Annotated in this window: 16 protein-coding genes, 2 tRNA genes and 1 rRNA gene; 7 read left to right on the top strand and 12 right to left on the bottom strand. The window is 42.1% G+C overall.

What is annotated here, in order from left to right:
* Positions 1-91 precede the first annotated feature (91 nt).
* Complete coding sequence (locus K358_RS0110385; protein WP_027696757.1) at positions 92-997, bottom strand: hydrogen peroxide-inducible genes activator; 906 nt, start codon at positions 995-997, stop codon at positions 92-94.
* A gap of 201 nt (positions 998-1,198) precedes the next feature.
* Between K358_RS0110385 and K358_RS0110380 the strand changes: the two genes are divergently transcribed.
* Positions 1,199-1,810: a peroxiredoxin C gene (locus tag K358_RS0110380; protein ID WP_027696756.1), complete on the top strand. Its 612-nt coding sequence runs from the start codon at positions 1,199-1,201 to the stop codon at positions 1,808-1,810.
* An 89-nt stretch (positions 1,811-1,899) separates the two neighbouring features.
* The gene (locus K358_RS0110375) at positions 1,900-2,643 is read left to right on the top strand and encodes a copper homeostasis protein CutC (RefSeq protein WP_027696755.1); all 744 of its coding nucleotides are present in this window, start codon (positions 1,900-1,902) and stop codon (positions 2,641-2,643) included.
* A 95-nt stretch (positions 2,644-2,738) separates the two neighbouring features.
* On the opposite strand, the gene phoU is transcribed toward K358_RS0110375, so the two are convergent.
* The 4 genes from phoU to K358_RS0110355 are packed head-to-tail and all read right to left on the bottom strand — an operon-like array spanning position 2,739 to position 8,284.
* Positions 2,739-3,437, bottom strand: a complete 699-nt coding sequence (gene phoU / locus K358_RS0110370) for a phosphate signaling complex protein PhoU (RefSeq protein WP_027696754.1) — start codon at positions 3,435-3,437, stop codon at positions 2,739-2,741.
* A gap of 46 nt (positions 3,438-3,483) precedes the next feature.
* Positions 3,484-4,302 carry a phosphate ABC transporter ATP-binding protein PstB gene (gene pstB, locus K358_RS0110365; protein WP_027696753.1) on the bottom strand — a complete coding sequence of 273 codons (819 nt, stop codon included), beginning with the start codon at positions 4,300-4,302 and terminating at the stop codon, positions 3,484-3,486.
* Position 4,303: 1 nt separating this feature from the next.
* Positions 4,304-5,965 carry a phosphate ABC transporter permease PstA gene (pstA, locus tag K358_RS0110360; protein ID WP_027696752.1) on the bottom strand — a complete coding sequence of 554 codons (1,662 nt, stop codon included), beginning with the start codon at positions 5,963-5,965 and terminating at the stop codon, positions 4,304-4,306.
* A gap of 27 nt (positions 5,966-5,992) precedes the next feature.
* On the bottom strand, positions 5,993-8,284 hold the full coding sequence (locus K358_RS0110355; protein WP_027696751.1) for an ABC transporter permease subunit: 2,292 nt from the start codon (positions 8,282-8,284) through the stop codon (positions 5,993-5,995).
* 216 nt (positions 8,285-8,500) lie between these two features.
* Here K358_RS0110355 and ppk1 point away from each other — a divergent pair, with 216 nt between their 5' ends.
* Together ppk1 and ppx are read left to right on the top strand one after the other, a co-directional pair.
* Positions 8,501-10,576 carry a polyphosphate kinase 1 gene (ppk1, locus tag K358_RS0110350; protein WP_027696750.1) on the top strand — a complete coding sequence of 692 codons (2,076 nt, stop codon included), beginning with the start codon at positions 8,501-8,503 and terminating at the stop codon, positions 10,574-10,576.
* A 10-nt stretch (positions 10,577-10,586) separates the two neighbouring features.
* Positions 10,587-12,128 (top strand): exopolyphosphatase, encoded by a 1,542-nt coding sequence (gene ppx, locus K358_RS0110345; protein WP_027696749.1) that lies wholly within the window; start codon positions 10,587-10,589, stop codon positions 12,126-12,128.
* 63 nt (positions 12,129-12,191) lie between these two features.
* Here ppx and K358_RS0110340 read toward each other — a convergent pair whose 3' ends face one another.
* From K358_RS0110340 to phoB, 3 genes are read right to left on the bottom strand one after another with little or no spacing between them, the layout of a single operon-like run.
* The gene (locus K358_RS0110340) at positions 12,192-13,154 is read right to left on the bottom strand and encodes a PstS family phosphate ABC transporter substrate-binding protein (RefSeq protein WP_027696748.1); all 963 of its coding nucleotides are present in this window, start codon (positions 13,152-13,154) and stop codon (positions 12,192-12,194) included.
* Between the two features lie 16 nt (positions 13,155-13,170).
* A complete protein-coding gene (phoR, locus tag K358_RS0110335; RefSeq protein WP_027696747.1) occupies positions 13,171-14,478 on the bottom strand; it encodes a phosphate regulon sensor histidine kinase PhoR in 1,308 nt (435 codons plus the stop codon).
* Positions 14,479-14,513: 35 nt separating this feature from the next.
* On the bottom strand, positions 14,514-15,203 hold the full coding sequence (gene phoB, locus K358_RS0110330; protein ID WP_027696746.1) for a phosphate regulon transcriptional regulator PhoB: 690 nt from the start codon (positions 15,201-15,203) through the stop codon (positions 14,514-14,516).
* Between the two features lie 257 nt (positions 15,204-15,460).
* On the opposite strand from phoB, the gene rdgC reads away from it, so the two are divergent.
* The 3 genes from rdgC to K358_RS0110315 all read left to right on the top strand — a co-directional run bounded on the left by rdgC (position 15,461) and on the right by K358_RS0110315 (position 18,214).
* Complete coding sequence (gene rdgC, locus K358_RS0110325) at positions 15,461-16,372, top strand: recombination-associated protein RdgC (protein WP_027696745.1); 912 nt, start codon at positions 15,461-15,463, stop codon at positions 16,370-16,372.
* Between the two features lie 182 nt (positions 16,373-16,554).
* Positions 16,555-17,958 carry a prephenate-dependent tRNA uridine(34) hydroxylase TrhP gene (gene trhP, locus K358_RS0110320; protein ID WP_027696744.1) on the top strand — a complete coding sequence of 468 codons (1,404 nt, stop codon included), beginning with the start codon at positions 16,555-16,557 and terminating at the stop codon, positions 17,956-17,958.
* 1 nt (position 17,959) lies between these two features.
* On the top strand, positions 17,960-18,214 hold the full coding sequence (locus K358_RS0110315; RefSeq protein ID WP_027696743.1) for a YfhL family 4Fe-4S dicluster ferredoxin: 255 nt from the start codon (positions 17,960-17,962) through the stop codon (positions 18,212-18,214).
* Between the two features lie 106 nt (positions 18,215-18,320).
* On the opposite strand, the gene nfsA is transcribed toward K358_RS0110315, so the two are convergent.
* From nfsA to rrf, 4 genes are all read right to left on the bottom strand, one after another.
* A complete protein-coding gene (gene nfsA / locus K358_RS0110310; protein WP_027696742.1) occupies positions 18,321-19,043 on the bottom strand; it encodes an oxygen-insensitive NADPH nitroreductase in 723 nt (240 codons plus the stop codon).
* 310 nt (positions 19,044-19,353) lie between these two features.
* Positions 19,354-19,430 (bottom strand) — tRNA-Trp (locus K358_RS0110305).
* A 70-nt stretch (positions 19,431-19,500) separates the two neighbouring features.
* Positions 19,501-19,577, bottom strand: a tRNA-Asp gene (locus K358_RS0110300).
* Positions 19,578-19,606: 29 nt separating this feature from the next.
* A 5S ribosomal RNA gene (gene rrf, locus K358_RS0110295) occupies positions 19,607-19,722 on the bottom strand.
* Between the last annotated feature and the right edge of the window lie 198 nt (positions 19,723-19,920).

The raw sequence follows: 19,920 nt of genomic DNA, 5'->3' as shown, positions 1-19,920 counted from the left end.
TTCACCAATCTTCCTTATCTAAAGACTTGGATGGTAGCTCTGAATTCTGCATCTTGAAATTATTTGGGTATAAGGACTGATGGGCTTTGAATCAAAGTAAACCTTCTACCACATTAGCTAATGTTTCAAAGGTCGTCGTACGATTCGAGCTTGGTCGCCAAACCAAACCAATTTGACGATGAGCACTTTTCCCCGGCGGCTCAATCACAACAATGTTTTGGTTATCCACTAAACCGTGGTCAATCGCCATTTGAGGAATAAAAGTCGTGCCTAATCCATTGGCAACCATTTGCACTAAGGTATGCAAACTTGTGGCAGAGAATGGATTGATTTTTTCTTTTCTGGTTAATTTACATGCCGACACCGCGTGCTCGGTTAAGCAGTGTTCATTTTCAAGCAAGAACACCGATTCATCCGGCAAGTCATCATAGCGCAGAGGAATGCGGATCGAATCGGCCTGCTCTCGGCTGATGATCATACGAAACGGATCTTGGCCAACAATTCGACATTCCATTCCGTCAATCTCCACCGGCATCGCCAAGATCAACACATCCAAATCGCCATTACGCAAAGCTTTTAATAAATTGGTCGTAGTATCTTCACGTAATAATAAAGTCAGTTGCGGAAAGCGTTGATTGACTTCTTGTACCAAATCACCGAGTAAAAAAGGCGCAATAGTCGGAATGCAGCCAACTCGTAGTTGCCCTTGCATATTATTGCCCTGGCACAGCGATCCTAATTCAAGTAAATCTTGGCTTTTGGCTAAGAGCTCCCGCCCTTGTTTCACCACTTGCTTACCCGCTAGAGTAAAAACCAGCGGGCTCTTTTTGTCTTTTTTTTCGTAAAGTGGGCAACCAATTAAAGATTCTAAATTTTGGATACCTTTACTTAAGGTCGATTGGCTAACAAAACAGCGCTCTGCTGCCTCACTAAAGTGACGCGTTTCATAAAGTGTCACGAGATAATGTAGCTGTTTTAAACTTGGCCATTTAGTCATATTAAATTTCGATGAAGTTGTGGTGAAATCATGCTGTGATCACAAATTAGAGATAATCGTTTTTTTCGATGAAGTTAATCGGTTTATTTCGCTTTTTTTCATACTACAACTTGTACTATAGTTTGTCTCGTTGAAACAAAACTCAGACACAGAAGTTTGAGTGTTGATTTTTATACCAAAGAAAAATTTAGGAGCAATAAAATGGTACTAGTAGGTCGTCAAGCCCCAGATTTCACAGCTGCAGCAGTTCTAGGTAACGGTGAAATTGTTGATACATTCAACTTTGCAGAATTCACTAAAGGCAAGAAAGCCGTTGTTTTCTTCTACCCTCTAGACTTCACATTCGTTTGCCCATCAGAGCTAATCGCTTTCGACAAGCGTTTCGAAGATTTCCAAGCTAAAGGCGTTGAAGTAATCGGTGTTTCTATCGATTCACAATTCTCACATAACGCATGGCGTAACACTGCTATCGCTGACGGCGGTATCGGTCAAGTTAAATACCCTCTAGTTGCTGACGTTAAACACGAAATCGTTAAAGCATACGATGTTGAGCACCCAGAAGCAGGCGTTGCTTTCCGTGGTTCTTTCCTAATCGACGAAGACGGTCTTGTTCGTCACCAAGTGGTTAACGATCTTCCTCTAGGTCGTAACATTGATGAAATGCTACGTATGGTTGACGCACTAAACTTCCACCAAAAACACGGTGAAGTTTGCCCAGCACAGTGGGAAGAAGGTAAAGCAGGTATGGACGCATCTCCAAAAGGTGTTGCTTCATTCCTATCTGAGCACTCAGATGACCTAGGCAAAAAATAATTTAGCCTAAACGGTTTATTGAGCCCCGCCATTGTGCGGGGCTTTTTTTGTTTTACAATACACCATCACTTTTTAGCTTAGAGCCTATCATGACCATTGAATTAGAAGTTTGTATTGATAACTTAGAATCCCTACACCTTGCGATTGAAGGTGGTGCGACTCGTATTGAACTATGCTCATCGCTTGCGTTAGGTGGCTTAACCCCTAGCTATGGTTTTATGAAGAAAGCCGCGCAATACTCAAGTGTTCCGGTTTACGCCATGATTCGCCCTCGCCAAGGTGACTTTCTGTATAGCGAACAAGATGTTGAATCTATGCTAGAAGATGTGCTTTGCGCCAAACAAGCGGGCTTGCAAGGCATTGTAATTGGTGCACTTACCGCAGAAGGTGATGTGGATAAAGCAACATGTCAGCGTCTTATCGAAGCTGCTTCAGGTATGGGCGTGACTTTTCACCGAGCTATCGATCAATGTCGAGATCCTAAACAAGCATTAGAAGATATCGCAGCACTAGGTTGTGAGCGTATATTAACCTCAGGGCTGGCAAGCACCGCAGAACAAGGCATTCACGTTATCGCAGAAATGGTTGAACAAGCTCAAGGCCGATTTTCGATTATGGCTGGCGCAGGTGTCAACATTGATAATGCGGCACAAATAATCCAGAAAACCGGCATCCACGAGATTCACCTTTCAGGAAAAACTACTCGCCCTAGTCACATGAAATTGCACGCTGATAGCGCTAAAATGGGATCAGATTCAGTCGATGACTTTGCGATTCCGGTAACCAGTAAACAAACCATTGAAGCGGTTAAGCACGCTATCAGTTGTATTTAAAAAATTGGCATTTCAAGACTGACATTACAATCGAATAAAAATGGCGACCTCACTTCATACACTGTGGGTCGCTTTATGATTGGGAAAAGAAACTATTACTCTTTAACTAAAGACTCTAAGTAGTCTTTATCATGACGAACGTCTTTTCCTTTGACGAAATAGATAATGTATTCACAGATGTTCTGGCAGCGATCGCCGACTCTTTCTATCGATTGAGCACAAGCAACTATCTGCATGACTTTTGGTACCGAGCTAGGATCTTGCATCATAAAGTCAATCATCTGCTGCTGAACTTTTTTGTGCTCCGCATCCAGCTCATCATCCATACGATACACCGCCGCTGCTGCTTGTACATCCATGCGAGCAAAAGCATCTAACACTTGATGCAACATATTGACCGCCATGCGCCCAAACGCTTCGACTGAAACAATCAAGGTTTCTTGTTTCGGGGCAAACGCTTCTTGTGCGACATAACTCAACTTAGTCGCAACATCACCAATTCGTTCCAGATCTGAAATGGTTTTAATGATCGCCATCACCAGACGTAGATCTTTTGCGGTTGGCTGCCTTTTAGCAATAATGCGCGTACAAGCTTCATCAATCGCCACTTCCATTTGATTCACTTTGTCATCATTACGCTTAACCTTAGTGGCTAATTGAGAATCGTGTTTATACAGCGCGTGTAATGCCAGAGAAAGCTGCTCTTCAACTAAGCCGCCCATCGCCAATACGTGAGTACGAATAGACTCTAGTTCGACATTAAACTGCCCTGAAATATGACGACCAAGTTGCATGCTATTTTAAATCCTTATTTACCATTACTTATTTACTGACAATAGATTAACCGTATCGTCCCGTAATGTAATCTTCGGTTTTCTTCATTTTTGGCGAAGTGAAAATTGAATCGGTATCGCTATACTCCACCAGCTGTCCCATATGCACAAAAGCGGTGTGATCACTGACTCGCGCGGCTTGCTGCATATTATGCGTAACAATCACCACGGTGTATTTGGTTTTTAATTCTGAGATCAGCTCTTCAATCGTCAACGTCGAAATCGGATCCAAAGCGGATGTCGGCTCATCAAGTAATAATACTTCAGGCTCAATGGCGATAGCGCGAGCAATCACTAAGCGTTGCTGCTGACCACCAGATAATCCAAAGGCATTTTCATGTAAACGATCTTTGACCTCAGTCCATAAGGCTGCCGCACGTAATGAACGCTCAACCGCATCATCTAAAGAACGAGAATCTTTTATGCCTTGCAAACGTAACCCATACACCACATTTTCATAAATCGATTTAGGGAAAGGATTAGGCCGTTGGAATACCATCCCCACTCGTCGACGCAAACTCGCGACATCAACACTAGGGTGGTAAATATTATTGCCGTTTAAAAGAACCTCACCTTCCACTCGGCAACCATCTACCAAATCATTCATGCGGTTGATACAGCGCAATAAGGTCGATTTACCACAACCAGAAGGTCCGATAAAAGCGGTCACCTGCCCTTTAGGAATACGCATGCTAATATCTTTCAAGGCTTGAGCTTTATGGTAAAACAAGTTCAAATCATCAATAGAAATCGCCGTTTGTTGTTCGGTTAGGTTATGAACATCTAAAGGTTCAGGATGCCCAAGCGCCGAATGAATCGAAAGCATATTAATCGTTTCCTAATATCTTAAACTTTTCTCGTAAATTATTGCGGATCATGATCGCAGTAATATTGAGACCGACGACGACAGTGATCAATAAAAATGACGTCGCAAATACCAATGGCCTTGCCGCTTCAATATTCGGCGTTTGGAAACCCACATCATAAACGTGAAAACCAAGATGCATAAATTTTCTTTCTAAATGTAGGTATGGGAAATTACCATCAACCGGCAAATTAGAAGCCAATTTCACTACACCCACCAGCATCAAAGGGGCCACTTCCCCTGCCGCCCTTGCAACCGCAAGAATTAAACCCGTCATGATCGCAGGACTCACCATTGGCAACACGGTACGCCATAGCGTTTCAAATTTGGTTGCCCCTAGAGCATAAGAGCCATGTCGCACTGAATTTGGTACCCGAGCCAACCCTTCTTCTGTAGCAACAATCACTACAGGTAACGTTAATATTGCTAACGTCATCGCAGACCATAGCAAACCGGGAGTACCAAACGTCGGTGTAGGTAAGGTATCAGAGTAAAACAACTCATCAATTGAGCTACCTATGGTGTAGACAAAGAAACCTAAACCAAACACGCCATAGACTATCGATGGTACACCGGCGAGATTAACCACTGAGATTCGAATTAGTCGTGTCAGCATGGTATTTCTGGAGTACTCATGCAGATAAATCGCAGCAATCACACCAAGCGGCATAACGACCACTGACATGATAATAACTAATAACACTGTACCGAAAATGGCAGGAAATACCCCACCTTCTGAATTCGACTCTCTTGGGTTATCAAGTAAAAACTTTCCAACTTGTTTAACCCAATGATGTACCTTTTCTCCCAATCTCATGTCGTTGGGGTACCAAGCATCCAATATTGAGTCTAAAGGCAAGGAAATGATCTCCCCTTGCATGTCTTTGACTCGTACTCGCGCCGATGATAACTGATCTTGCAGTGCTAAAATCTTGCTTTCTGCCTGATTAAACCTAACTTCTAATCCACTTTGTCGCTGTTCAAAAGTTTTAAGGTAGGCTGATGTTGCTTGACCTTTTTGCTGTTTAGCTCTTTTTTCAGCTCGTAATTCATTCAGTTTTTGAGTAACGAAGTGCAATTCATTTTGTAAAATATCATCGATCTTTTCCCGAACCTCATCGGCACTTTTTATGGCAGTCGAAATGCGCTGAGGCAGTGAGTCTTGATAAGACTGACCTTTATTTTCAAATGCGACGGGTTGGCCAAAAAAGTCCCCAGAACGTGTACGTTCGAAAACAGCAAGATCTTGCGGAGTTACTTGATGGTGTAAATCTATCGCTAACACCGAAATAAAATCGCGCGGGTAAATATCACGATTGGCCACTTTTATCGATAAACGCTCGGCCTGCTCCGCTTTCATTACTTGTTCTGGCCACGGTCTGTCTTGTTCTGACAGTTGATCCAGTGATACATGATCTCGTTGATAGACTTGGCCGATCAAGCGTTGTCCTTGTGCATCTTGCCATTGATATAAAGGGGCCGGCCAAAAGTACACCAGCCCCTTCCAACCAATTAATAGCAGTAAGCCTAATACTGAAATAAGGCTAATACTGACAGCACCAGCCGTCAGCCATACCCAAGGGTTACCTGATTTAATCCAACTGAATCTGTAACGGCTTAGCATGACGAAACCTTAAACATAGATATTGATCTATAACGCACTGTATTTATCCCTTAAACGCTGACGGATTAGCTCAGCTATCGAGTTGACGACAAAAGTAAATACAAATAATAAGAAAGCTGATAAAAACAATAACCGAAAATGAGAGCTACCGACTTCTGACTCTGGCATCTCAATCGCAACATTGGCCGATAAGGTTCGCATGCCTTCAAAAATATTCCAATCCATTACTGGGGTATTACCGGTTGCCATCAGAACGATCATGGTTTCACCGACGGCACGCCCTAACCCCATCATCACCGCCGAAAAGATCCCGGGAGATGCGGTCACTAAAACAACAGTAGTTAAACATTGCCACGGGGTTGCTCCAAGTGCGCTGGCACCATCGGATAAGTGTTTTGGTACCGAGAAGATGGCATCTTCCGCAATGGTAAAAATGGTGGGGATCACCGCAAAACCCATCGCAAAGCCGACTATTAACGCATTTCTCTGATCAAAGTCGATGCCCACATTAGCCATAAATAATCGAACATCGCCACCAAATAACCAATGTTCAAAGTAGTGACCATAAGTAAAGATCAACCATGCAAAACCAATCACCACAGGCACTAAAAATAACGCGATCCAACCTTGATACTCCCCAAGCACAGTGAATTTCTGAACCGATTGCCACAAAAGTGCCGCGAGCAAAATAACCACAGGCAACAGAACAATAAACAATACGGTATTTAATAAATTTAATTCAACGATCGGCGCTAGCCACAAGCCCGCCAAAAAACCAATAATCACTGTAGGTAGTGCTTCCATTAACTCGATAGTTGGCTTTACGTAGCGACGCATTCTTGGCGTCATAAAGTAAGCGGTATAAATCGCACCACAAATAGAAATCGGCACGGCAAAAATCATGGCAAATAACGCTGATTTTAAAGTGCCAAAAGCGATAGGAACTAGGCTAAATTTCGCTTCGAAATCATTACTAGCAGAAGTCGATTGCCAGATATACTCAGGCTCAGGATACCCTTCATACCACACCTTTTCCCATAACGAGGTAAAAGAAATTTCAGGATGCGGGTTATCGACCTTAAATAGCGATAATTTATCTTGAAAAGCAGTAATTAAAAACTGCTCATTGGACGAGGTCGCCGCGGCTAAAGGAGCGTGTTGAGCAATTTTTTTCGACAGGATTTTATCACCTGAAGTGGTATAGAAATTATCAACTCGACCAACATCATCAAATAATAAGAAACCTTTACGATAAAAATCCGGCGACACAAAAGCAGTTCTAGCCTTATTGCCTGAATCAAAATCACGAATTTGATTTAAATGACGCTTGCCATCTTTCAATACATCAAACCATTGTGAAACCTTACCATCGGACTGAGTAACTAAAACGGAATAAGCACCTGAAAGTAAATCTAGCTTCACACCTTGTACTACTGGCGACTTTTCTTTTGAGGTTTCATCGTGATCTAGGGTATTGGTTAAAGCGACACTTTCTCGCAATTGAAAACCTGAGTCATCGCGCTTTAAAACGCTGATCGAATCAGGATATAGCACATATAAGGTTTTTCCATCTGGCGTGAGTACAAAATCTCTCACCTTGGAAGATAAGTTAGGTAGGCTAAGTGGAGAGCTCTGCCAATGTGACTTTACATCCCCAAATTGTGAAGCATTTTGATAACCGAGCGCGCGCCATTTACCAGACTGGTTAATACCAATAAAGGTCGCCTGATCCTCTTGTATAGAAAAATCAAACTGACGAATCGCCACCCCATCACTATCGAGGGAGACCGGGTTACCGGAAAAAGAACTAAAGTTTGGGGAAGACTGGCGACCACCAGCAGTAAACACGGTCGAAAACTTAGGGCGAACCGCATGGATTCCTCCCTGGTTATCGGCATAAGCATACCAACGAGAACTCGTTTCAGCCGCCTTAAAAGCTACCGGGTTCTCAACAACTTGCTTCATCAATAACGGTTCGATTTCTTGACTTGTGTTAACCGAGGAATTTAAAGATGGGGAGAGTGCAGAAAAAATCAGTTTCCCATCATCAGTGAAACGAAAAGCGGTGTGGCCACTATCATCAACACCAATAGCAACTGTTTTGTTATTGCTATTATCACCAGTAAGTAAGTGCTCACCTTTTAACTTTATACTCGCAGGCGAAAATATTGGTGCGATCACAACAATCAAATAGAAAATCAGCAACACTAAAGCGATAAGAACACTAATACCTCCCAGCTTAATCACCGAGCTTGCAAAGCGATCCGTCAGCCAGCGCCTTTTATCTCGTTGTTGAAAGAAAGTATCGACTTGAGCCATGTTCCACATTACCTTTTTTGATTGATGCCATAATATGTCGATTGTGTGACAGTTTCATTACTATACTTTGATTTGTGTTTGATTTTACTACTATTGCATCTTTATATAAGGAGTACTGAAATAAAAGTGTCATACAAAACTACTAACGTATATAGCTCCATGAGGTAAAGCACACCACTCTCTCCCCTGCGCGACAAATACAAGCTGGATGGTAAAATGAGCTCTGAAAAACTCTACATAGAAAAAGAACTTAGTTGGTTATCTTTTAACGAACGCGTCTTACAGGAAGCGGCCGATAAAACGGTTCCACTAATCGAACGTGTACGATTTTTAGGGATTTTTTCTAGTAATTTAGATGAGTTTTATAAAGTTCGCTTTGCTGATGTCAAACGCCGTATTCTAATCAGCCAAGAAAGTGGCAGCAACGATAGCCCTAAACACCTACTGACTAAGATGCAATCAAAAGTATTAAAGCTCAATCAAAGATTTGATGAGCTTTATAATGAATTGATCTTAGAAATGGCTCGACGACGTATATTCTTAGTTAACGAGTCTCAGCTGCAAGAATATCAGCAAAAGTGGATCAAAAAATATTTTCATCGTGAAGTGCTTCCTCATATCACGCCATTTCTAATGAACAAGGACACCGATGTATTAGGCTTTCTAAAAGATGAGCATTCTTATCTTACCGTCGAAATGCAAAAAGATGATCAGCTCAACTTTGCCTTAATCGACATTCCAACCGATCACCTCCCTCGTTTTATCATGGTACCAGAACAAAAAGGCAAAGGTCGTAAGACTATTATTTTACTCGACAATATTATTCGTTTCTGTCTCGATGATATCTTCAAAGGATTTTTTGAATATGATGAACTGAACTGCTATACCATGACGATGACTCGCGATGCCGAATACGATTTACGTCATGAAGTGGAGCATAGTTTGCTTGAGCAAATGTCAGAAGGGGTGAATCAACGACTAACAGCGATGCCAGTTCGCTTAGTTTATCAAAGAGACATGCCTGAGCACCTGCTCAAGTATTTATGTGAAAAACTCAATATGAGCAGTTATGACAGCCTAATTCCCGGTGGTCGCTATCATAACTTTAAAGACTTCACGGCTTTCCCTAATGTTGGCCGTAACTATCTAGAAAACAAACCCATCACTCCGTTGAAATGCGCGGATTTTGATGGCTATCCGAATAGCTTTGAGGCGATCAGTACACAAGATATTTTGTTGTACTACCCATACCATACCTTTGATCACATCACTGAATTAGTACGACAGGCCTCTTTTGATCCTAAAGTGATCAGTATAAAAATTAACATCTATCGAGTGGCTAAAAACTCAAAGCTGATGAACTCCTTAATGGATGCGGTACACAATAAAAAGAAAGTTACCGTGGTAGTTGAGTTGCAAGCGCGCTTTGATGAAGAAGCTAATATCGAATGGGCTAAGCTACTCACCGATGCCGGAGTTCATGTAATCTTTGGCGCACCGGGACTCAAAATACACTCAAAACTGCTGCTTATTACCCGCAGAGAAGGCGATGAGTTAAAACGTTATGCGCATATAGGCACCGGAAACTTCCACGAAAAAACAGCTCGAATTTATACCGACTTTGCTCTATTAACCGCTGATCCACAATTAACTAGCGAAGTAAGAAGTGTCTTCGGCTATATCGAAAATCCATATCGCCCAGTCAAATTCACTCAACTGATGGTGTCACCGCGTAATGCTCGTCAACAAATTTACAAGCTAATCGACAGTGAGATAGCCATAGCTAAAGAAGGCCGACCTGCTGGTATCACCTTAAAGGTCAATAATTTAGTTGATAAAGGACTAGTCAATAAACTCTACGGCGCGAGCAATGCTGGGGTTAAAATCCGCATGATCATTCGTGGCATGTGTTCATTAGTACCAGGTATTCCTGGGGTTAGCGACAATATTTCAATTATCAGTATTGTCGACCGATTTTTAGAACACCCTCGAGTGGTCGTCACTGAGAATGATGGCGATCCTAAAGTTTACATTTCTTCCGCCGACTGGATGACACGTAATTTAGATTATCGAATTGAAGTCGCAACCCCTATCCATTCACCAAGATTAAAACAGCGGATCATTGATATTCTCAACATCCATTTTATTGATACCGTCAAAGCCAGACGAATTGATAAAGAAATGAGCAACAGCTATGTACCACGCGGTAATCGAAAAAAAGTCCGCTCACAAATTGCTATTTATGATTATTTGAAGCAAATTGAAAGGAAGGCTCGCTTAAAAACAGAATAAATAGGTGTTTATGAATCTAGCAACCGAACCGAATATTCGACACATTGCCGCTATCGATTTAGGCTCAAACAGTTTTCACATGGTGGTGGCGAAAGTCACAGATCATGATTTACAAATCGTCAGTCGTCATAAGCAGCGTGTGCGATTAGCAGACGGTTTGGATACTCATATGAACCTAGACAATGCCGCAATGCAGCGCGGCCTAGATTGCCTTGCCATGTTTGCTGAGCGTATCCAAGATTTTGATGCTGATAACGTTAGAATCGCTGCCACTCACACGCTTCGTCAAGCCAATAACGCTCATATATTTCTTTCTCGTGCTCGTCATGTACTACCCTTTCCAATTGAAGTGATCGCAGGTGAAGAAGAGGCACGCTTAATTTATTTAGGGGTTGCCCATACTCAACCTGAGTGGGAGAAAAAGTTTGTTATTGATATCGGTGGTGGCAGTACTGAAATGATCATCGGTACTGGATTTGAACCTCAACTACTTAATAGTAAGCAGTTAGGTTGCGTCAGTTATACCAACAAGTTTTTTCACAATGGGAAGTTATCAAAAAAGAACTTTTCTAAAGCCATCTTGGCCGCTGAGCAAAAATTAGAAGCCTTATGTAAACCATACAAAAAGCTCGGTTGGGATGCTGCATTAGGATCCTCCGGCACCATTAAAGCGATCCGAGAAGTCTTGATTGGCATGGGACACGAAGATGGCATTATCACCTTAGCTCGCTTACAACAATTGGCTGAAGAGCTTTGCAAACTTGATCAAATTGATGATATTAAACTCGAAGGGTTAACCGATGAACGAAAACCGGTGTTTGCCGCCGGAGTTGCGATTTTATTAGCTATATTTGAATCGTTTAGCCTCAAACAAATGCACTTCTCCGATGGAGCATTACGCGAAGGTTTAATGTATGAAATGGAAGAACGATTCCAGCGTTCAGATATTCGCATGCGAACCGCAGAGAACCTTGCCGATAAACATCAAGTTGATGTGAGTCATGCTAAAAATGTACGCAATCAAGCAGAGCGCTTTTTAAAACAAGTAGGTTCAGAACTCGATATAAAACCTAAAAGCGGACTTTGCAGCTTATTATCCTGGGGAGCCTTACTACATGAAGTAGGGCTTAGTATTAGCTATAAAGGCTTTCACCGCCACTCTGCTTATATCCTTCAACACACCAACATGCCGGGATTTAACCAAGAACAACAACAAGTTCTTGCTGCATTAGTTCGCTTTCAGCGTAAAGCCCTTAAACTGCAAGAAATGCCTGAGTTAACCATTTATAAGAAAAAACAAATACTGCCTTTAATTGCGATATTACGTCTCGCTATCGTACTAAACGGGCAAAGAAAAGAAGAAAGTGAGCTGCCTAAATTAACCCTTTCAGTTGAAACGCTAGGCGATTGTCAAAGTGAAGATGACAGTAACCAGCAATGGAAAGTTGGTTGTGATGATGAAAACTGGTTAGACAATAATCGGCTACTGCATGCCGATTTACAAACCGAGCAGCAATACTGGAAAAGCGCTGGCTGGAACCTGAGCTTTTAAGAGTTGTGTTGCCGTTTTCTTTTAGCCAACAGCCTTTCGAGGCTGTTTTTGTTTATCTGATTATTAAAACAACCCTACCTTCTGTAACTGGGTATTCGCTAGCTCACGAGACAGTGGGACATAACCATCTTTTTCTACCCCTAGCTGTCCTTGCTTAGAGTAAATAAATTTCAAGAATTCAGCTTGTGGCCGAGGTAATGGCTTTAATGGATTCTTATTTACATAGACATATAAATAGCGCGCTAGCGGGTAGCTTCCCTCTAAAATATTCGCTCGAGTGGGCGAGATATAATCTTGTCCTTGCTGCGCGATAGGAATCAATCTGGCTTTCGATACCTGATAACCGACACCGGAATAACCAATACTGTTGATTGAAGAAGCGACCGATTGTACCACCGATGCTGAGCCCGGTTGCTCATTAACTTGGCGTTTAAAATCGCCTTTGCACAGTGCATGTTGCTTGAAGTAGCCATACGTACCGGAAACAGAATTACGACCAAAGAGTTGGAAGCCTAGTTTCGCCCAATCCGTTTCGATACCTAGTTGCTGCCACTTAGATAACGATACAGTTGCGCCACATTTTAAAGTTGATGAAAAAATCGCGTCTACTTGTTTAAAGTTAAGCCCCTTAATCGGGTTATCTTTATGGACAAAAATACCAATCGCATCAATTGCGACCTTTAATTGCACAGGTGGGTAGCCATATTGTCGTTCAAAAGCTTCTAATTCTTTAGCTTTCATTGGACGACTCATTGGGCCTAGTTGGGAGGTCCCCTCGGTCAACGCAGTAGGCGCTGTCGAGGATCCCGAAGCTTGAAGCTGCATATTAATGTTAGGGTAAATACGCTGAAAGTCTTGCGCCCACAAGGACATCAAGGTCGCCAGTGTATCTGAGCCAACCGAAGAAATGGTGCCCGACATTCCCGATACCTTGTGATATGCCTGAAGCTCATCAGTAACACTTTCTTTGGCTAAACAAGGCAGCGAAAGAATCATCATCAAACAAGCAAGTACCGCTTTGCGCATAGTTTCCCTTTACACGTTATGAAGTTGAGCGAGCAACCAGTTTCTTAGGCAATACAAAGGAAAAGCAACTCCCTTTCCCAACTTCACTAGAAATTTCTAAATAAGACTCATGGTGGCTTAATGCATGCTTAGCAATCGCCAAACCAAGTCCACTACCACCAGTTTCACGGGATCGAGCTTTATCTACTCGGTAGAATCGTTCAGTTAAACGGTTAATGTGTTGTGGCTCTATACCCTCACCTGAATCTTCAACCGATAAACGTGCGCCATCAGCCGTTTGATACCATTTCACATGGACATCTGCGCCCGGTGGTGTGTATTTCACCGCGTTATACACTAGATTAGAAATCGCACTACGCAACTGCTCTTCATCGCCATATACTGCCATCCGTTTATCGATATCAAACACGATTTTATGCTGATTATCACCACTTAATGCGATAGCTTCTTTTTCTAAAATCTCTAACATGGCAGGAACATTCACAATCTCATCAAGCTCATGAATTGGCGAGGCTTCAATTTTAGATAACGTTAACAGCTGTTCAACCAAGGCATTCATACGTGACAATTGTTCAGTCATTACCCCATGTGCTTTCGACCACATTGGTCCCGCCAAGATTTCAGGATCTTCGGTCATCTCAAGATAACCTTGCAATACCGTCATCGGCGTTCTTAATTCATGGGAAACATTAGCAAAGAAATTACGACGCATTCCTTCCAATTGTTTTAATTGCGTCACATCACGCACTACCATCAGATGTTCACCATCGGTATAAGGCACAATACGCAATTCTAGAATGCGTTCTGGCGTAAGAGGCGACAGCATTTCAAGCGGCTCAGAAAAATCTTGCTTAGAAAGGTATTTGATAAAATCAGGTGTACGGATTAAGTTCGCGATCGGTTGTCCCGAATCATCTGGCCAGCGAAAACCAAGCAGCGATTGAGCGAGCTTATTGCACCAGACAATATTGCCTTCACTACGAAATACTACTACGGCATCAGGCAAGGATTCTGCCCCATTTCTAAAACGACGAATTAAATTCGCCAGTTCTTTTCTACGACGGCGTTGTTTTTGTTGTAGGCGATAAATACCATTAAAAACCGGTTCCCAGTGACCAGTTCCAGAAGGTGGGCTCAAACGTTTTTCATCCCACAACCATTCAGATAAACGAACTTGATTATGCAATTGCCACAATAGCTGCAATACGGTAGCGGCAAATAAGAGCCAGCCCATATAGCCAAAAAACCAGCCAATAATTAGCCAAGGTAGGTAAAAAAAAGCCAGCGACCAAGCTAGCTTTTTCCAGGTTAACCTTTCAACCATTCAGTTCAATACTCCGTTATTCGGATAAAATACAATTAAGCTCGAGTTGAGAAACGGTAGCCTGCACCACGTACGGTTTGCACAAGTTTGTCGTGCCCTTCTTGCTCTAATGCTTTTCTTAAGCGACGAATATGCACGTCAACAGTACGATCTTCTACATAAACATTGGTGCCCCAAACGTTATTCAATAACTGCTCACGGCTATATACGCGCTCTTGATGAGTCATAAAAAAGTGCAGCATCTTAAATTCTGTCGGGCCCATGTCTAGAGGAGCATCATTCGCTGTTACACGGTGAGACACAGGATCGAGCTTTAATCCTTGCACATCAATAACATCTTCGACTGCTGTAGGTGTAACTCGACGAATAACCGCTTTTAAACGAGCAACTAATTCTTTAGGTGAAAAAGGTTTGGTAATGTAATCATCGGCACCCACTTCTAAACCGCGAACTTTATCTTCTTCTTCACCACGAGCAGTAAGCATCACGACAGGAATATTTCGGGTTAACTCTTCACGCTTAAGGTGTTTAATAAAATTAATGCCAGAACCACCTGGTAACATCCAATCTAATAAAATCAAATCCGGATAGGGTTCGCACAATTTATTGATGGCGGTATCGTAATCTTCAGCTTCAACCGGTTGGTAACCTTTTTGCTCTAAAACAAAGCACAGCATTTCCCTGATAGGAGCTTCATCTTCCACAACCAAAATTCTTCTCGACATGCCAAAAAATCCTTTCGCGTCTGCTTCTTTAATTTAAATTAGCTAATAATAATCTGATACATATTATGTGTCTTAAGTATGACAGTTTTGTGACTTCTGCAAAGTAATTTTCATATAACTGTCAACCAACCATGGTTATTTTGTCATAGCCAACCGCTCCTTGAGTCAAGAGTTTGCCTGAATACACTCCACAACTTTGACTCAGCCAATAAATCTTCTATGATAGGCGTCAAATTTCCAGACTGAGTATGAGAGTTATGTGGTTTAAGAATTGTTTAGTGTATCGTTTCAATCGTGAAATTAACTTTGATGTTGATAAACTCGAATCTCAACTGGCTGAATTTAAATTCACACCTTGTGGCAGCCAAGATAAACAAAAATTTGGCTGGACGAGTGTACTGAATAAACACTCAGATGTATTAACTCACATCGCTGGCGAACATATTCTGGTTAAGGCGAAAAAAGAAGAGAAGCTACTTCCTGCCTCCGTTATCAAAGACTCTCTGCAAGATAAAATTGATCTACTTGAACAACAAGAAGGTCGACCTCTTAAGAAAAAAGAAAAAGATGATCTTAAAGATGAAATCTTAATCGACTTGTTACCACGTGCGTTTAGCCGTCATAACTTCACATCTATTTTAATCATGCCAACACTTGGCTTTATTGTGGTGGACTCAAGCAGCAGTAAAAAAGCAGAAGATGCACTCGCTCTACTACGCAAAACTTTAGGCAGTCTTCCTGTTGTGCCTGCGATTCCTGAAGTTGCCATTGAAACCAGCTTAACCGAATGGGTAAAAACTGGCGACCTACCACAAGGTCTGCAACTATTAGATGAAGCGGAGTTCCATTCTCTGCAAGAAGAAGGCGGGATCATTCGCTGTAAGAAACAAGAGCTGAGCGCAGAAGAAATTCAAAACCATATTGCTGCCGATAAAGTGGTGACAAAACTGGCACTTGATTGGCAAGAACGTATTGAATTCGTACTGGCTGCCGATGCCAGCATCAAACGTTTAAAATTCAGTGATGAATTAAAAGACACCAATGAAGATATTCCTCGTGAAGACCAAGCACAACGTTTTGATGCAGATTTTGCTCTAATGTGTGGTGAGTTTGAGTCATTTTTCCCACAACTGTTTGATGCACTAGGCGGATTACCGAAAAACGATTAATCGTTAAATCCTAACCATTATCCAGGGCTTTGTTACACAGCAAAGCCCTGCTGTTTTTTTATTCCCTACTTCCCTTGTGCTTTTCTCGCTTTTCTTCTTAACTTGGCGTAAAATTCGCTCCCCTAATTTATACTGCTTGGTGGTATGAATCTGACCTGAAATCAGACCTAGAGAAATACATTATGTTTAAACCAGAACTACTGTCTCCTGCTGGCAGCCTAAAAAATATGCGCTATGCATTCGCTTATGGTGCCGATGCGGTTTACGCGGGACAACCACGTTACAGCCTGCGTGTACGTAACAATGAATTCAATCATGAAAACCTGCAAATCGGTATCGATGAGGCCCACGCTTTAGGTAAAAAATTGTATGTGGTATGTAATATCCAACCACACAATTCAAAACTTAAAACTTTCATTCGTGATTTGAAACCCGTCGTTGATATGGGGCCGGATGCGTTGATCATGTCGGATCCTGGTTTAATCATGATGGTGCGTGAAGCTTTCCCTGAAATGCCAATCCACTTATCGGTTCAAGCTAATGCGGTTAACTGGGCAACCGTGAAGTTCTGGTCGACTCAAGGTGTTGAGCGTGTGATTTTATCGCGTGAGCTTTCTCTAGAAGAAATTGAAGAAATTCGTGAACATTGCCCGGAGACTGAATTAGAAATTTTCGTTCATGGCGCGTTATGCATGGCTTATTCTGGTCGTTGTTTATTATCTGGCTACATGAACAAGCGAGATCCTAACCAAGGAACGTGTACGAATGCTTGTCGCTGGGAATATAAAGTAGAAAAAGGCACCGAAAATGATGCCGGCCAGATCGTTGAACAATTCGATCCAAGCCAAGCGCAAGGCATTGAAGTTCAAGAGCAACGTCCTGAAAATACCTTAGGCCTTGGTAAACCAACCGATGAAGTAGTATTACTGTCAGAATCTCACCGCCCTGAAGAAAAAATGGCGGCATTCGAAGATGAGCATGGTACCTACATCATGAACTCAAAAGATCTACGTGCGATCCAGCATGTTGAGCGCCTAACTAAGATGGGTGTTCATTCGTTGAAAATTGAAGGCCGTACTAAGTCTTTCTACTACTGCGCGCGTACTGCACAAGTTTATCGCAAAGCGATTGATGATGCGGTAGCAGGTAAACCTTTCGATGAAAGCCTAATGGGTACATTAGAAAGCCTCGCTCACCGTGGTTATACCGAAGGCTTCTTACGTCGTCACACTCATGATGCTTACCAAAACTATGATTACGGCTATTCAGTATCAGACTCTCAACAATTTGTTGGCGAATTCACTGGTAAACGTCGTGGTCATTTAGCTGAAGTAGAAGTGAAAAATAAATTCTTGTTAGGTGATAGCTTGGAGCTAATGACGCCAAACGGAAACATCAGCTTCACTTTAGAAGACATGGAAAACCGTAAGTCAGAAAAAGTGGATGATGCAAAAGGTAGCGGACACTTTGTATTTATCCCAGTGCCGGAAGATCTCGATTTAAGCTACGGTTTATTAATGCGTAACCTGTCTAATGGACAAAATACGCGTAATCCAGTTTCAGCCGCGACAGCAGAAGCAAAGTAATATGGCCTTATTAATTACAGATAAGTGTATTAATTGTGATATGTGCGACCCCGAATGCCCGAATGGCGCAATCAGTATGGGTGATAGCATTTATGAAATTGATCATAACTTATGCACTGAATGTAAAGGACATTACGATAAGCCTACTTGCCAATCGGTATGCCCAATTAACAATTGCATCATTACTGATCCTAAGCATATAGAAACGGAAGATCAGCTACTTGAGAAATTTGTGGTTATCCAAAACTTGGCGTAATCATCTATTAATAGCTTATTGAAATTCTATAAAAGCTGAATAAACAATATGGCCTGTTGCACTTATCATGCAACAGGCCATTTTTTATGCTCATTTCAAAGAAGAATTACTTTGTCGCTAGCCCTTTGGAATTTAAGTAATCACGGATAAATGGACGTGATTCTTGGCTTAGTCGACTACTAATATGATCCGACCACGATCCTGATTTTTGATTACTACCGCGCGTCTGATAATAATGGCTAGTCTCAGCATCGTATTCCGCGATTGCTTGCTCTGAGAGCGGTTGGTATTCATCTTGATGCACCATGACCTTCTTTGGCAAACGAGGCTTAATATGTGGCTCTTGATCTGGGTGACCTAAACACATACCAAACATCACTGCACAATATTTCGGAAGCCCCAACAATTCATCAACTTCTTTAGGTGCATTACGTAACCCACCAATATAAACACCACCTAAGCCTAGAGACTCTGCAGCAAGTAGTGTGTTTTGCGCCATAATGCCGGCATCAATCGCACCAATTAATGTCAGTTCAGTGAACTCTGGTTTTACTTCGGGTGATAATTGAAAGTGGCGTTGATAATCGATACAAAACACTAAAAACTCAGCTGCCGTTTCAACATATTTTTGCCCGCCGGCAAACTCAGCTAATGCAACACGTTTAGCAGGATCGGTAACACGAATGATCGAGGTCGTTTGAAGAAAGCTAGATGATGATGCTGAGATTCCCGCAGACAAGATAGACTCTAATTGCTCAGAAGCGATCGGTTGTTCGGTAAACTTACGAATTGAGCGATGGTTTAGCATAGTTTCAATAGTCGAATTCATATCTTTCTCCTCAAATATTTTCCGCAACTCTACCACATTATCTCGCTTTGCTTTAATTGAGAATATGCAAAGAAAATATGAATAAAAGTCATATTATTTTGCTATTAAGGGAATCCGCTGCTTTGTTACATAAGATCCACTAAGCTTAAAAAAGGCCTCAGCATTTCTGCTAAGGCCTTCAATATGGCAGGGGTAGAGATATTCGAACTCCCAACACACGCTATTTTGGTATTAGGGGAATCCGTTGCTTTGTTGCATCAGATCCACTCAACGTAAAAAGGCCCTAGCATTTCTGCTAAGGCCTTCAATATGGCAGGGGTGGAGAGATTCGAACTCCCAACACGCGGATTTGGAATCCGCTGCTCTGCCAATTGGAGCTACACCCCTAAAACTTTGTTTATATTACTTTATATTGCCCAATAAAGTAAATTATATTTTTCTAAAATAGAAGAAAAAGTGGCGGAGTGGACGGGACTCGAACCCGCGACCCCCGGCGTGACAGGCCGGTATTCTAACCAACTGAACTACCACTCCGCAGTGTCTATTCAGTATTTCAATTTAAAGCCTGGCGATGTCCTACTCTCACATGGGGAAACCCCACACTACCATCGGCGCTACTTCGTTTCACTTCTGAGTTCGGCATGGAATCAGGTGGGTCCAAAGCGCTATGGTCGCCAAGCAAATTCTTTTGTTAAAACATCATTTATGATGCTTTAACTTAATTCGGAAAGCTGTTCGTTCTCACACTCATTCAAGTATCAATCTGTATTCTTTTCTATTCAGTCCAACCAAAACCCTTTAGGTGTTGTATGGTTAAGCCTCACGGGCAATTAGTATTGGTTAGCTCAACGCCTCGCAGCGCTTACACACCCAACCT

The organism is Vibrio litoralis DSM 17657, from assembly GCF_000426765.1.
Lineage (GTDB): Bacteria > Pseudomonadota > Gammaproteobacteria > Enterobacterales > Vibrionaceae > Vibrio > Vibrio litoralis.
This window is presented reverse-complemented; position numbering and strand designations above follow the sequence as displayed.